Raw genomic sequence first — 14,236 nt, 5'->3', positions numbered from 1 at the left:
GTGATTCGAGGGGCATGATCGCTGCAGAATGGCTGGCGCACGAATTTTCGGGTAGACAGTATGCACAACGCCCAAAGTACGTCACAGCGCGCGCTGAGCGCCTCTATCTGATTCTGGTGATCGGCATCCCGCTGCTGGCGATGATCGCGTACTTTGTCTTTGTCTTCTTCCTGCGCGAGCGCATCGGCTCCTGTCCGCCCGCCTGCCGCGACCGCGATCTGACGGCGCAGTCCATGTTCCAGGAGGACTATCAGGGCGCAGATTTGCGCGCGGCCAACCTGACGCATGTCAATCTCTTCCGCACCAACTTCGCCAACGCCGACCTCTCCTTTGCCAACCTGGCCGGTGCAGATTTGACGCGCGCCAATTTGCAGGGCGCCAATCTGACCGGCGCGGCATTGACCGGCGCCATCTTCGACCGGGCGGACCTCCGTGGCGCCGATCTGGGCGGCGCGCGCCTGCAAGACGCCGATCTGGCCGGGGCAGACCTGCGCGGCGCCGACATCCGGGCGACGCTGCTTGCCGGCGCAAATCTGCATGGGGCTATCGTCGACGACACGACCCAACTCGACGAGCGATGGCGCACCGCATGGGCGATCGTCAACCAGCCGCAGCCTGGCCGCACGCTCGCCGGCGCAGACTTGCGCGACGCCAACCTGACCCAGGCTGATCTCAGGCGCGCTGACCTTACGGGTGCTGACCTGCGCGGCGCCCTCCTGATCGGCGCCGATTTGACCGACGCCCGGTTGGAAGGCGCCAGACTTCAACAAACGGCGCTGGACGAATCCACCCAATTGGCGCCCAAATGGCGGTTGGTGTGGGAACTCGTCAACACGACCAGACGCCAGCGCGACCTGGCTGGCGCCGACCTGGCCCAGGCCGATCTGGCCGGCGCCTATCTGCGCGCCGCAGACCTCACGGGCGCCCAACTCGACGGCGCCAATCTCCAGGAGGCCGACCTGCGCTTCGCCACGCTGGAGGGCGCCGACCTCCGGGGCGCGGACTTGACCCATGCCAGCATCCAGGAAGGTTCGCTGCGCAACGCCGACCTGCGCGGCGCCAATCTCACCCTGGCGGACCTGCGCTTGACCGATCTGCGCGGCGCGCAGGTGGACGCGACGACGCAAATGTCAGACCATCAGCGGCTGGCCTTCGACCTGGTGAACAACGGCGGCGCCGGGCGCGATCTCGCGCGGCGCCTTCCTGGTCTGGAGCGATTTCGCCGGCGTCGACTTCGCCGGTGCGAACCTGGCGGGAGCTGACCTGCGCAACAGCGATCTGTCGGGCGCAAACCTGACCGGCGCGAACCTGCAACGCGCCAATCTCAGAGATGCCGTGCTGGACGGAGCGCAACTCGACGGCGCAAACCTGGAAGGGGCGACATTACTGATATCGCCATAATCCTAACTCGGTTGTTATTATCCGCAGATGACGCAGATTGCGCAGATGAAAGGCGTGAAAATCTGCGCAATCTGCGGATAAATAGTCATGATTCACAGACAAGTCGACCATCGACGTTTATTGAGCTATTCGCCAGGAGGAATTCGTGTATCACAAGACCTATTGGACCGCAGACAAAATCGCCAGCCGCCTCCGCCTGATCGAGCAGGCGCAACTGGTCTATCGCCAGCAGGCGCCGCTGCCAGCCTTTCTCTACCAGACGTTGCCGGACCCCATGACGCCGCCGCCCATCGGCGGCGATGTGGACCGGTCGGCGTGGACCCCGATCCAGCCGCCCGCCTACTGGGGCAGCCGCTTCACCAATTTCATGCTGCACACGACCTTCACCGTACCAGAGGGCTGGGATGCCGATGCCCAGGCCGCGCTCTATCTGCCCCTGGGCGAGGCGGGCGACTTCAGCCACCCGGAGACGCTGGCCTATATCGACGGCGTCCCCTACGCGGCGGGCGATCGCCATCACCAGGAGATCCGCCTTGACCGACGTTGGTGCGACGGGCAGCCGCACGAGCTAGACCTGCACGGTTGGACGGGTCTCTTCGGCGACGACATTGATCCCCAACCAGGAGGCGCTCTATATGCGTGCGTGCTTCGTGGTCCAGGTGGACCAGCCCACGCGCGACTTTTTGGTGCATGGCGCGGGTCGCACTGGAGACCGCCAATATCATCGACGACAACGAGCCGGCCAAGGGGGCGCTGCTCAACGCGCTCGACGCCGCGTTCAAGGTGCTGGACACGCGCGAGCCGTTCGGCGCTGGCTTCTACGCCAGCGTGCCCGCCGCCCATGCGGCGCTGGCCGCCGGCATCGCCAAAGCCGGCCCGGCGCTCGGCGTCGAAGTGATCGGATCCGGTCACGCCCACATCGATGTTGCCTGGAAGTGGACGCTGGGCCAGACCCGGCGCAAGGCCGGTCGCACCTTCCATACCGTGATGCGGCTGATGGAGCAATTCCCGAATTATCATTTCACCCAGAGCCAACCGCAGCTATACGATTATGTACGTCAGGACTACCCGGCCCTGTTCGACGCCATCAAGGCGCGCATCCAGGAAGGGCGCTGGGAACCCATCGGCGGCATGTGGGTCGAGGCGGACTGCAACCTGAGCGGCTCCGAATCGCTGGCGCGCCAGTTCTTGCTGGGCCGCAACTTCTTTCGCCAGCACTTCGGCGCAGACGTGGAATCGCCGGTGCTCTGGCTGCCCGACGTTTTCGGCTATGCCTGGAATCTGCCGCAGTTGATCAAGGAGGCGGGGCTGGAGTATTTCTTCACCATCAAGATCGGCTGGAGCCAGTACAACCGCCTGCCCTACGACTCCTTCTGGTGGCAGGGGTTGGACGGCACCAAGGTGCTCACCCACTTCAGCACCACGCCCGACTTCGGCGCCTACGCCAGCACCTACAATGCGATGGCCACGCCAGAACAAAACCTGGGCACGTGGACCAACTTCCTGCAAAAGGAACATCAACAGACGCTGCTGATGGCCTTCGGTTATGGTGATGGCGGCGGCGGCCCGACGCGCGAGATGCTGGAAAACATCGAAGCCATGCGGCGATTTCCCAGCGCTGCCGCACATGCGCAACGGCTCGGTCAAGGAGTTCTACCAGACGCTGGAAGCGGAGTCCGGCGCCAGCCTGCCCACCTGGAACGGCGAGCTTTATCTGGAACTGCACCGCGGCACCTACACCACGCAGAGCCGCAATAAACGCGCCAACCGCAAGAGCGAGTTCCTGCTCCACGACGCCGAATTCCTGGCGACGCTGGCCGCATTAGCCGGCGGCTACGCCTATCCGCAGGCCACGCTCAACAAAGCCTGGGAACTCGTCTGCCTCAACCAGTTCCACGACATCATCCCCGGCAGCAGCATTGGGCCGGTCTACGTGGAGTCGCAGGAGCAATATGCCGAGGTGCGCAGCATGGCAGCGGAGGTGATCGACGGCGCCATCGCCGCGGTGGCGCCTGCTGGCGCGGCTGTGATGATCGTCAACCCGGGCAGCTATGCGCGCCGCGATCTGGCCTTCATGCCCGGCTCACTGCCGGTCGGCCAACAACTCACCCGTGGCGGCCAGCCAGTGACGGCCCAGGCCACGGCGGACGGTGTCTGGATCGACGCCGGGCTGCTCGAACCGTACTCGGTTACCGCGCTGGCGCTGGGCCACTGGTGCGAGCGCCAATGCTGCACTACCCACCGGGCTGATCGCCGACGCTGGACCTGCTGGAAAACGACCTGGTGCGGGTCGAGCTGAACGCGGCGGGCGACATCACGCGCATCTTCGACAAGGCGAATGGCCGTGAGGTGCTGCCCGCCGGCGCTATCGCCAACCAGTTCCAGGCGTTCGAGGACCGGCCCCTGAACTGGGATGCGTGGGATGTGGACATCTACCTGGGCGACAAGTGCTGGCTGGCCGAGCCGGCGGATGCGATCACCGTCGTGGAAAGTGGCCCGCTGCACGCCGCGGTGGAGATTCGCCGGCGCATTCTCAACAGCAGCTATGTGCAGCGCATCGCCCTGGCCTACAACCGCGCGCAGATCGACGTGACGACCGACATCGACTGGCAGGACCGCCACATCTTCCTCAAAGTGGCCTTCCCCGTGGATGTCTTCACCCCGGCCGCCACCTACGAGATTCAGTGGGGCAACACCGAGCGCCCCACCCACCGCAACACCAGTTGGGACTGGGCGCGCTTCGAGACCTGCGCGCAGAAGTGGGTGGACCTGAGCGAAGGCGACTACGGCGTCAGTCTGCTCAACGACTGCAAGTATGGCCACGACATCAAGGACAACGTGATCCGGCTCAGCCTGCTGCGCGGGCCGGGGATGCCCGACCCCACCGCCGACCTGGGCCAGCATCGCTTTGCCTACAGCCTGCTGCCCCATCGCGGGCGCTGGAACGAGGGCACCGTGGCCGCAGCCTACGCCTTGAACGACCCGCTGCTGGTGCGCCAGGTCGCCGGGACGACCGGTTCCAGCGCGCCGATGGCAGACGGCAGTCTGGTGGCGGTGGACGCGTCCAATGTCGTCATCGAGACGGTGAAGCAGGCGGAAGATGGCAATGGCGTGATCGTCCGGCTCTACGAAAGCCAGCGCCGCCGCGGTGAGATCAAGGTGACGGCGGGCTTCCCTGTGCGCGCGGCCTGGCGCACGAACCTGCTGGAAGAGGCGCAGGCCGAGCTGGCCGTCGCCGGCAACACGGTGAGCTATGCCGTCCGCCCGTATGAGATCGCCACGTTCCGGATCGTGCCGGCGTAACCGTACATAAGGGGTGAGGGGGTGCGAGGGTGATGAATACACCCTCGCACCCCCTCAAGCAGTGACCCTTCACCTTTGTCACGAATTTTGACGGATGCACACGAGTCTTCGGTTTCAATTCGTCAGAATTCGTGCAATTCGTGTCCCCAAAGTTTGTATGCCCGAACAGTCAGGCATACAAACCCGTTCACGCAACGGTCAGCAGCAGCGTTGCCACACGCCGCGGCGCCAGCGACAGGCTGACCGCGCCATCCTGCACCGGCGCTTCGCCTTCGACGCGTTCCAGCATATCGCAGGTGGCGGCAGCCGTAATCCGCAGCAGGCCGGACCCGACCGTTGCCACTTGTTCCGTATCGCTGGCGTTGAGCAGCCGCACATAGAGTTGATTGCCGGTGGCCGGCTTTACATGCAAGACCATCACAGGCGGCTGCGGCAAGGCCAGCAGCGAACCGCTGGCCGGCCAAGAGCGCGCGTCTGACTCCTCTCCCATGTGCTGGAACAGCGGCGCGTCGTACATTGCCTCCAGGCCCGTGCGATGCGCCTGGCTCTCGTCGAAGGCGCCGGCGTGGGGTTGCACCCGGTAGCGCGCCGTCACCAGCCCCGGTTGGTGGGAGCGGAAGTTGGTCTCCCAGTAGGTGTTGGTCACCCAACCCAGCAACATGGGCCGTTCCAGTTCGAAGGTGGATTGGTTGGCGGCGAAATGAAAACCGCCAAGCTGGACCATGGGGTTTTCCGGCGTTGCCACCGTGACGCCCATCTGTTCATTGGAGAAGTCCACCCAGTTCTGCACCGTGAAATAGTCGCGGCAGACGCCGGGAATCTGGTCGGCTTCGACGCGCATCGCCTGCGGGCCGAGATCCAGCCGGGCTTGCGCGCCGGGCAGATTGAACGGGAAGAGCAGGTAGGTTGCTTCCGGGTGATCGTCCAGCCCCATGCGCCACTGCGCGCGGAATTCCACCCAGTCGGCGTAGTTGGGCAGGAAGACGGTCTGGGTCAGCGGCGAAGCAATGCCAGGCGCCGTTCAGCACCTGTACGACTTCGATGCCCAGCGGCGTGTGACAGACGCGGTGGCTGACCACCGTCGTCGGTGTGCGGCGGCGGGCGCGCCAATCAGGTTTCCAGCCGCGTGCCCGTTCGACCTGCTCCGAATCCCATTTCATGTGGAAGAGGCGATGGCGCGGTGGCAGCGTGTCGCGGTCTGCGACTTCTTCGTGGACGAAGCCGTTGATGGGGTAACCGGCCGTGGCATCCACCCACTCGTGGTTGAGCGCGCGATCCTGCCAGGAAACGACGCCGCCCTGCTCGCGGTCGAACACGAGCCGGTGGCGTGCGGTCGCGACGACGGCCGCTTCGCTGGTGTGCGCCGCCGGCGCAAACTCGGCCAACGCGGCGCGCTCCACGACTACATAGCCGAAGGCGGGCACCGTGGTCGGCGGAATGATGGTCTGCACGGCTGCCGGATCGTCACTGGCAAAGACATGGCGCCCCACCTCCTTGGTCCGGCGGTCCTGGAAGTGACGCCCCGCCGTCGTGTCGTCGGCCGTACCGCGCGGCTTGAGCAGATGGCCGGGCGCGGTGAAGGTCATTGTCTGCGGCCAGGGCAGTGGATTCACCAGCAGCAAGTCTTCCGGTTTGGCGCCGCCGACGCGTCGGGCCAGCGCAGCAAGGGCGTCGCGTTGCAGCATGAGGCTCAAACTGCGCGCTTTGTAGGCAAAGCCGGCCTTGGCGTTCCACTGGCTCGCCGTGTCCTCGCTGTCCGGTTGGGAAACGGCGAGGTCCGCGCCCCAGGTATGTTCATCCCAGAGGTGGAGATTGTCCCAGGCTTCCGTCCGATGCAGGGCGAGGCTGCGCGCCAGCCAGGGGTCGGCGGACGGCGGCGCGTCGGTGGCCAGCATCGCCGCCGCGAACGCGTCGGCATTGCGCAGCCGGGCGCGGCTCTGGCGGTTGATGGTCTGTTCGCGCGCACTGCTGCCGCAGCCGAAGTTCCAGTAATCGGTCCAGTCCCCGCTGTAGACGGGCAGTTGCTGCGCATAGGGCTTGACCGCCGCCCACCACTGGCGCGGGGTGGCGAACTTGATGTGCGGCGTCTTGCCCTGGGCGTTCCACGCGTCGATCCAGGCGACAAAGCCGTCGAAGGCCGACCCGTTGTCGCCGAACGGGTGGTAGCTCTGCACCATGACCACCGGCAGCGGATAGTCGATTTCGTCCAGGCGTGCCAGCACGCGCGGCCACCAGACTTGCTCGAAATCGTCGTGGCTGCGGCCAATGCCGTAGCGCCAGCCCTGGTCATAGGGCCAGCCGCTGTAGGCCAGCACAGTGCGACCGCTCGGCCCCTGCCAGTGGAAGAGATCCGGGCGCGCCAGCGGTGCGCCGCCGAAATGGGTGTTGATCGCCATCGTGAAGCCTTCGATGCCGGCGTCCAGCAACAGGTCGGGCAAAGACCACGATTCGCCGTTGACATCGCAATTCATGGCGGACGTAATGGTGAAGCCGTAATCATCGCGCAGGGTGCGCAGCGGTGCGAAGGTCTCGATCAACTGGTCGGCGTCGAGCAGGGGTGTAAGGTTGGCGAACATGCCTGTGACTTCGATCCGCCCCGCCTTTTCCATTGCCTGGAAGCGCGCGATCTCGCTTGGGCTGGCATGTTCCAGCCAGCGCAGCAGGACATAGGTGTTCTCCACCGTCCATCGAAACGCGCCGTCGCTGTCGCTGCCGGCATGGCGTTCGGCCAGCGCCAGCGCCTGTGAGATGAAACGTTCATGCAGATCGAAGACGATCGGCTGGTCGTGGGTGTAGCCGATGTCGGTGTGGCTGTGATGGATAAAATAGAGTGTCTCAATACGTGCCACTGGCGCTCTCCTGGAATAACGAATGGTGGTGGTTTGAAAATAACCCCTAGCGCAATCGGGTTCACCCTGCTACACTTGCATGATGTAGGCACTGATTGCGCGTGAGTGAGCTATTATCGCGCAGCCAGGATACAGCGCAACCATTATGAAGCCATTGACAGCAGACAAGGAGGCATGACCATGAGCAACTCACCCAGCCAGCCGCCCGCCAACAAACCACCGCCCGATATCAAGCGCAGCCCCATCGGCATCGGCCTGGGCGTCGGGGTGGCTGTGGGCGTCGCCATCGGGGTCGCCATCAACAACATCATCGTCGGAATCGTGATCGGGATCATTCTCGGTATGGCGTTTGGGGCAGTCATCGGCCGCCAGCGGGCGCGCAAACAGTAGCAAACGGAGGGACAACATGAACTTCTCGGAAATATGGCAGACCTGGCTCAAAGCATCCACCAGTCCAAGCGACGCGACCTTTGCCGACCTGCGCCAGAAGCCCAACGCCACCGTTGCAACCGCCGTGATCTGGATGGCCATCTACGGCGCCGTCTGCTGCGATCGCCGGCTTGATTTCGTCGTTCATCTTCGCCGGCACGATGCAAAGCGCCTTGCCTTCCATGCTCAACCAGTTGAATCTGTCGCCCGAAGAGATGGCGCAGGCGGAGCAGGCGTTGCGCTTCCTGCCAGGCAATCTGGCTGCGGGCGCCGGTCTCTCCAGCCTGGCCAACATTCTGTGGATTCCGGTCTGGTTCCTGATCGGCGTGGGCATCTACCACCTGATCGCCAAGCTGTTGGGTGGAACCGGCGAGTATGGCCGCCTGGCCTACCTGAGCGCCGCCTTCAACGCACCTTTGGGCATCCTGATGACGTTGCTGTCGCTGATTCCACTGGCCGGCTGTGTCACGCCGCTGATCGGCATCTACATGCTGGTGCTCTCCTACTTTGCCGTCAAGGTCGAACATCAGCTCTCCAGCGGGCGCGCGATCATGGTAATCTTGATCCCGCTGCTGGTGGTGATTGTGCTGGCCATGTGTTTCATCTTCGGCATTGCCGGTTTGGCGCTGTCACTGAGCAACTCCCAGTAATCTGTGAGGCGTGACTTTCTGGCAGGGGCGCGACATGCCGCGCCCCTGCCAGAAAGTCACGCTTGCCACTGCGGACGGCGCTATGCAGTTCCTCTGCGTCAAAGAACTCCTGTTATCTAGCCGGCGGCTGGCAGGGCCGCGGTTGGACAGCTTCCGACGAACTGGTTATACTGGGCGCAATGTTCAGCAGGTATGCAGTTGCCCATGTCCGACTATGATTTGACGCCGGCTCCTGCCGGGCCGCCAGAAAATCAGCCCCAGCCGCAAGAGAATGCCGGCTTCTGGGACGCGCTGCGCACCGCCGTCCAGGAGGCCTTGCAGATTATAGCGCCGGCACTGGTGCTGGCCTTGATTGTCCACCTCTTCCTGGCCCAGGCGACCATTGTTTTCGGTCAGAGCATGGAGCCAAATCTCCATCAAAACGAGCGACTGATTGTCGACAAGCTCAGCTATCGCGTGCGCGCTCCGGCACGCGGCGACATCGTCGTGGTGGACATGCCGTCGATGGAGGAGATGCTGGTCAAACGCATCGTGGCGCTGCCCGGCGAACAGGTGGAAATCCAGCGCGGCGTCGTCTATGTCAACGACGCGCCGCTCTACGAGCCTTTTGCGCACGACACAGTCGAGTACGACATGCCCCCGTTGACGCTGGGGCCACTCTCCTATTTCGTGCTCGGCGATAACCGCGGCAATAGCAACGACAGCCGTTCCTTTGGCCCCATCACGCGCGACCAGATCATGGGTCGCGTCTGGCTCCGCTACTGGCCGCTAGACAACGCCGCTTTGTTCTAGCCGGGTGACGGTATGCGTGCCCCGCTGCAGGACCTGTGCGGCTGGGAGTGCGAACATCTTGGTCGCTGCCGGCAAGATGCCCATATCCCCCGGATCCCTGCGTAAGCCCTGGTGTAGACGCTCTGGGACCTTGCCCGGTTTGTTCAACCAGAATCTATGCTATGATTGTGTTGCCTGCGGACAGTGCGCGATGGTTTTGCGCAGCCTCCGGAGGGTCTCTGCTAATGCAACAACTGCGTATCGTTCGTTGCGCTTTGGCCATGTGCCAGGTCCCCGTTGTTCATTGTCGTGGTTGCAAGGTGGATTGAGGTGAGCGGGCAACGATGCGGGCAATATTGCGCAAGGCACTGCAGGCGCCTGACGGCGCGGCGCCGATCCAACAACGCAGAATCTACGTGCTGTACGTGGCGAACTGCATTTTTATTGCCGGGGTTGCAGCGCTGGCGGTGTCGCTGGTCTTCAGCAAAAGTGCCACGGGCGTCAAGACCGTACTGTTTGCCGTCGATCTTGCCGTTCTGCTCCTGTGCCTTTTCATACTCTGGTTGACCCGCCAGGGTCATGTCACACCGGCTGCTCACCTGACGACTCTGCTGCTATTTGCAGCCAGTATCTACCCTACTGTTTTTGTCTACGGTTCTATCTATGCCCCCAATACAATGGGGTTGATCGTGCTTAGTCCCGTGGCAGGTTTGCTGCTCGGTCGCAAGATGATGACGCGCTACGCGGGCATCAGCCTGATTACCCTCACGTTACTCTATTTGCTTGAATGGCTGCAGTTGCTGCCCGCGCAAAGTGAGAGTCAGGCCGGGTTTGACTATTTCATAGCTGTGATACTGGCGATTGCGATCAACACGGTCATGCTGCGCCTGACGCTGCGCGAAAGCGAAACCAGCGCAGAACAGGCACGCGTGGCTGCCAACGAATTGGCGCAGCGCAACGCCGAGTTGACACGGAGCCAGGCGCAGCTAGAAGAGGCGCGCGACGAGTTGGAGCATCGGGTCCAGCAGCGCACCGCGCAACTGGATGAGGCCAATCGACAGTTGCGCATCGAGATCGCCGAACGCAACCGCAGTGAGCAGCGCTTCCGCTCGCTGGCAGAGCGCTCGCCGGACTTCATCTTCATCCTGGACACGGCGACAAACAGGTGGACATACACCAATCGCGACACGCTCTTTGGCCACACTGCCGCGCACTTTGCCAGTGTGGCTGAGGTGCTTCCCCTGATCGTGCCAGAAGACCGGGCATTGGTGCAGGAGCATTGGCAGGCGCTGCCAGATGCCAGCGCATTCCCGCCGAGTATCGAGTTTCGGCTGCTGGACAACGATGGCGACACAATATGGCTGCAAAGCCACGCGACGGCGTTATCACATGAGGAATCCTACCAGCGTGGTCTGTTGTTGATTACCCTGACCGACATCACGGCGCTCAAAGCGCGCGAAGCAGAGTTGCGCGCAGCCAAGGAACAGGCTGAAGCAGCAGACAGGGCCAAGAGTGAGTTTCTCGCCAATATCAGCCACGAAATCCGCACGCCGATGAACGGCGTCATTGGCATGACCGACCTGTTGCTGGGTACGCCGCTGACCACCGAGCAGCGCGATTTTGTGGACACCGTGCAGCAGAGTTCGCGCAGCATGCTCGCCATCATCAGCGATATTCTCGACTTTTCTAAGTTGGCCGCAGGCACCGCGCAACTGCGCAGCGAACCTTTTGACCTGCGCCGGTGCGTCGAAGATGCCCTCGATGTGATCGTAGCCGCAGCCAGCGAAAAACGGCTGGAACTTCTGTACCAATTTGCACCTGACGTGCCGGCCGCGGTGATTGGCGACCAACAGCGCCTGCGGCAAGTTCTGGTCAATCTGCTCTCTAACGCGGTCAAATTTACGACGGAAGGTGAGATCGCAGTGACGGTGAGCGTCGAGCCGGACACAGCACCGGACCGTTCCGAGCAGTGGGGTGATGGCAGCCATCACCCCGCCGACATGCGCACCGCCAACCTGCACATCACCGTGCGCGATACGGGCATTGGTATTCCGGCGGACAAGATCGACCTGATCTTTCGTTCTTTCAGCCAGGTGGACACATCTTATACGCGCAGCCACGGCGGCACGGGGCTGGGGCTGGCCATCTGCAAACAGATCAGCGAGCAGATGGGCGGCAGGATCTGGGTTGAAAGCCGCGAACATGCCGGCTCGATCTTCCATACGACGCTCCGGCTCGGCGTGAACCCTGACGATGGAGCGACGTCCTCAACTCTCCAGCAATTTGCTGGAAGACGGGTGGCGATTTTTGAACCCAATGCCGTCGGGCGGGAGATCTTGCAGAACTATCTGCGCACCTGGCAGATGCAGGTCAGCACGCTCGGATCAATCATGCACCCGCTGCCAGACTTGCAACACCCCGAACCGATCGATCTGCTGATCATTGTGCTGTCCGCGGCTGACATCGATCTGCCCGGTCTGATTAGCGCCCTGCGTAAGGACCGACCAAATCTGGCCCTGCTTTTCTATGCCACTGTCAGCGACATTCAGTTCAGGGCGCACACCGCGGGGGTGGAACGTTGCGAATTTCTCTTCAAGCCCGTGAAGCCGCGCGAGTTGGCCGGCGCCCTGGAGCGTTTGCTGGCGCCAAAGCTGGCGGCCCTGGCGCCGCCGACGGCTCAGAGCGATACGCCCTTCGCCGTTACGCACCCGGCGCGCATTCTTGTCGTCGAGGATAACCTGGTCAATCAGAAGGTGCTGCTGCGGATCCTGGGCAAACTTGGCTATCAGCCGGACCTCGCCGCCGACGGACAATTGGCCGTGGACGCCTTTGGCAATCAATGTTTCGACCTGGTGTTCATGGACTTGCAGATGCCGGTGATGGATGGGTTGGCCGCCACCCGTGCCATCCGGGCGATGACACACCTTGCGGCCCGCCCGATCATTCTTGCCATGACAGCGGCCGTGACCGACGAGGATCAGCAGGCATGTGCCGATGCCGGCATGGATGGGTTTCTTGCGAAGCCCGCTGGCATAGAGCAGATATCAGCGGCGCTCTCGCGACACCTGTCGTCATCCGCCGCATCACCCAATGCGTGATGCGCGCAGCCACGCGATGGCTGCCGGTGCGTCGGCCACACTCGTGACGATGCGCGCCGACAAGTCGCATTGCGTGCGGCGGCGGTCGACATGAAAGGCGTGCATGCCAACTTGTTGCGCACCCGCTACGCAGACCGGTTCGTCGTCAAAAAAGAGCGTCTCGGCGGCGGTCACCCCTAACCGCTCCAGGATCGCATGATAGGCTGCTGCCTCCGGCTTGGAGGCGCCAATGACCGTGGCCGCTGCGGTGGCGTCGATCCATGCGCCAAGCCCGGCAGCCTCCAGTGAGTCGTCGAGGCTGGCCAGCGAGAAGTTGGAAAGCACCCCGATACGCAGCCCGGCTGCGTGCAGTTCCGCCAGCGTCATCCGTGTATCGGGGAAGGCGCGCACGTAGTCGGTGTAGCGCATGGCATAAAGCGCTGCTTGCCGCGCCGGCGGGATCGCGTATGCCGTGAACACGCGCGGCCAGTAGGTGCGAAAGAACTCTGTTTCCTGGGCGAGCGACGTTGGAAAGCCGTACTCGCGCCCGTGCATTTCCCATTGCTGCAATAGATCATAGGGTGTCAGCGGCGGCGCCTGACGCAGATAGTCGGTCGCCGCGGCTACGTCGAAGTAGGTCAACACCCCATCGCGGTCAAAGACTACGGCGCGGATGACCATACACGTTCTTGCCAGTTCCCTTCCGTGCACGGAGCTTGCAGACAGGGATCGCCAGCAGGCTGTGGCGCGGCGAAGGGCTGCGGATACCAGAAGGGACCAAGCCGCTGTCCGAGGCCGAGAATTGACCCGTTCTGCCAGACATCGGCATTGGCCAGCGCTGCTTCGGCAGCGGCCGGTTTTGTCGGCCTGCCAGGTCGGGCGCAAAAACGCGTAGTCGTACAGAATCCGCCGCAGTTCGTCCTCGCTCAATGCGTACCCTGGCCGCTGCGACCAGTAGCACTGTACGTCGCCCGTCAACAATGGCGGGAGCAATTCCGGTGCTATCGTCGGTTTGCCGAAGGCAAGGTAGAGGCTCACCAGCGGCACTTTTTCGCCGTAGAGCGCCGTCACCAGCTCCGCCCGGCTGTGCGGGTGGCAGCGTTCTATTGCCTGGAACATCCAGCGCCACGGTGCTTCCGCATCGGGGATGACCTGAAACCACACCGTGACCGCGCCGGTCGTGGCTGCCAGCGCGCGCTGCGCCCGGTCAAGCTGCGGAATGCCTTCGTCGCACAGCAGGCGCACCCGCCAGTTGCGCCGGCGGAATTCTGCCAGGGCTTCCCGGCTGGCAATGCCCCAGTCGATCCAGTCCAGCAATCGCGCGCGGTAGGCGCCGACCTCGTTGAACTGGCCTGGCCCGGCAAGCAGCGTAAAGACGTGGCGAACGCCGTGGTCAAAGAGCAGTTGCACGGCATTGAGTGCTTGCACATGCGACCACATGACATAGGCGTCACTATCGGCGTCAATCCCGGCCAGCGCGGCCTGGCGTCGCGTGCCCGATGCTGCGTAGACCATCGTTGCCGGCGCCACCCGCATGACCTCACTGCGTGGCGCAGCCAGGAATTCGTCCAGCGTCATCGTCGGGTCGGGCATGTTGAATGTGCGGTGCCCTGCCGGCGCCGTCTGCGGCAGGCTGGCGCGCGCCAGCCTGCCGCCGTTGAAGGGGTGAATGCCATCTTGTTGTTCAGTTCGCTCACGTGGCGACAGTGAAGAAGTCATTGGCGACCTTGCTTCTTGGGTGATCATGCTTGGGTGA

Annotated in this window: 13 protein-coding genes; 8 read left to right on the top strand and 5 right to left on the bottom strand. The window is 63.3% G+C overall.

Annotated elements, in window-relative coordinates; translation table 11 throughout:
* The first annotated feature begins 14 nt into the window (after window positions 1-14).
* Both V9G19_RS11465 and V9G19_RS11460 read left to right on the top strand, forming a co-directional pair.
* Window positions 15-1,262, top strand: coding sequence for a pentapeptide repeat-containing protein (locus tag V9G19_RS11465; RefSeq protein WP_462285564.1), 1,248 nt, complete (start codon window positions 15-17; stop codon window positions 1,260-1,262).
* Entirely contained in the window at window positions 1,186-1,401 is a 216-nt protein-coding gene (locus V9G19_RS11460) for a pentapeptide repeat-containing protein (RefSeq protein WP_462286225.1), read from the top strand. The genes V9G19_RS11465 and V9G19_RS11460 overlap by 77 nt, the downstream gene beginning before the upstream one ends.
* 85 nt (window positions 1,402-1,486) lie before the next feature.
* Here the strand turns inward: V9G19_RS11460 and V9G19_RS11455 are convergent, their stop codons facing one another.
* Entirely contained in the window at window positions 1,487-1,966 is a 480-nt protein-coding gene (locus V9G19_RS11455; protein ID WP_462285563.1) for a hypothetical protein, read from the bottom strand.
* 125 nt (window positions 1,967-2,091) lie between these two features.
* Here V9G19_RS11455 and V9G19_RS11450 point away from each other — a divergent pair, with 125 nt between their 5' ends.
* The 3 genes from V9G19_RS11450 to V9G19_RS11440 are packed head-to-tail and all read left to right on the top strand — an operon-like array spanning window position 2,092 to window position 4,704.
* The gene (locus tag V9G19_RS11450; protein WP_462285562.1) at window positions 2,092-3,159 is read left to right on the top strand and encodes a glycoside hydrolase family 38 N-terminal domain-containing protein; all 1,068 of its coding nucleotides are present in this window, start codon (window positions 2,092-2,094) and stop codon (window positions 3,157-3,159) included.
* Complete coding sequence (locus tag V9G19_RS11445; protein ID WP_462286224.1) at window positions 3,065-3,700, top strand: hypothetical protein; 636 nt, start codon at window positions 3,065-3,067, stop codon at window positions 3,698-3,700. Before V9G19_RS11450 ends, V9G19_RS11445 begins: the two co-directional genes overlap by 95 nt.
* On the top strand, window positions 3,685-4,704 hold the full coding sequence (locus V9G19_RS11440; protein ID WP_462285561.1) for a glycoside hydrolase family 38 C-terminal domain-containing protein: 1,020 nt from the start codon (window positions 3,685-3,687) through the stop codon (window positions 4,702-4,704). Before V9G19_RS11445 ends, V9G19_RS11440 begins: the two co-directional genes overlap by 16 nt.
* A gap of 187 nt (window positions 4,705-4,891) precedes the next feature.
* On the opposite strand, the gene V9G19_RS11435 is transcribed toward V9G19_RS11440, so the two are convergent.
* The 3 genes from V9G19_RS11435 to V9G19_RS11425 form a co-directional block, all read right to left on the bottom strand.
* Window positions 4,892-5,545, bottom strand: coding sequence for a glycosyl hydrolase-related protein (locus tag V9G19_RS11435; RefSeq protein WP_462285560.1), 654 nt, complete (start codon window positions 5,543-5,545; stop codon window positions 4,892-4,894).
* On the bottom strand, window positions 5,466-7,553 hold the full coding sequence (locus tag V9G19_RS11430) for a glycoside hydrolase family 38 N-terminal domain-containing protein (protein ID WP_462285559.1): 2,088 nt from the start codon (window positions 7,551-7,553) through the stop codon (window positions 5,466-5,468). Before V9G19_RS11430 ends, V9G19_RS11435 begins: the two co-directional genes overlap by 80 nt.
* Window positions 7,554-7,742: 189 nt before the next feature.
* Window positions 7,743-8,084 carry a hypothetical protein gene (locus V9G19_RS11425; protein ID WP_462285558.1) on the bottom strand — a complete coding sequence of 114 codons (342 nt, stop codon included), beginning with the start codon at window positions 8,082-8,084 and terminating at the stop codon, window positions 7,743-7,745.
* A 29-nt stretch (window positions 8,085-8,113) separates the two neighbouring features.
* Between V9G19_RS11425 and V9G19_RS11420 the strand changes: the two genes are divergently transcribed.
* From V9G19_RS11420 to V9G19_RS11410, 3 genes are all read left to right on the top strand, one after another.
* A complete protein-coding gene (locus tag V9G19_RS11420; protein WP_462285557.1) occupies window positions 8,114-8,632 on the top strand; it encodes a YIP1 family protein in 519 nt (172 codons plus the stop codon).
* Between the two features lie 204 nt (window positions 8,633-8,836).
* A complete protein-coding gene (lepB, locus tag V9G19_RS11415; protein WP_462285556.1) occupies window positions 8,837-9,424 on the top strand; it encodes a signal peptidase I in 588 nt (195 codons plus the stop codon).
* A 335-nt stretch (window positions 9,425-9,759) separates the two neighbouring features.
* Window positions 9,760-12,501, top strand: a complete 2,742-nt coding sequence (locus V9G19_RS11410) for an ATP-binding protein (protein WP_462285555.1) — start codon at window positions 9,760-9,762, stop codon at window positions 12,499-12,501.
* Here the strand turns inward: V9G19_RS11410 and V9G19_RS11405 are convergent.
* The gene (locus V9G19_RS11405; RefSeq protein ID WP_462285554.1) at window positions 12,487-14,226 is read right to left on the bottom strand and encodes an HAD family hydrolase; all 1,740 of its coding nucleotides are present in this window, start codon (window positions 14,224-14,226) and stop codon (window positions 12,487-12,489) included. The two genes, V9G19_RS11410 and V9G19_RS11405, sit on opposite strands and share 15 nt — an antisense overlap.
* Between the last annotated feature and the right edge of the window lie 10 nt (window positions 14,227-14,236).

The sequence above is a fragment of the Nostocoides sp. genome, assembly GCF_037045025.1.
Taxonomy (GTDB): domain Bacteria; phylum Actinomycetota; class Actinomycetes; order Actinomycetales; family Dermatophilaceae; genus Nostocoides_A.
Note: the sequence above shows the minus strand (reverse complement) of the source record. Positions and strands in the feature narration are given on the sequence as shown.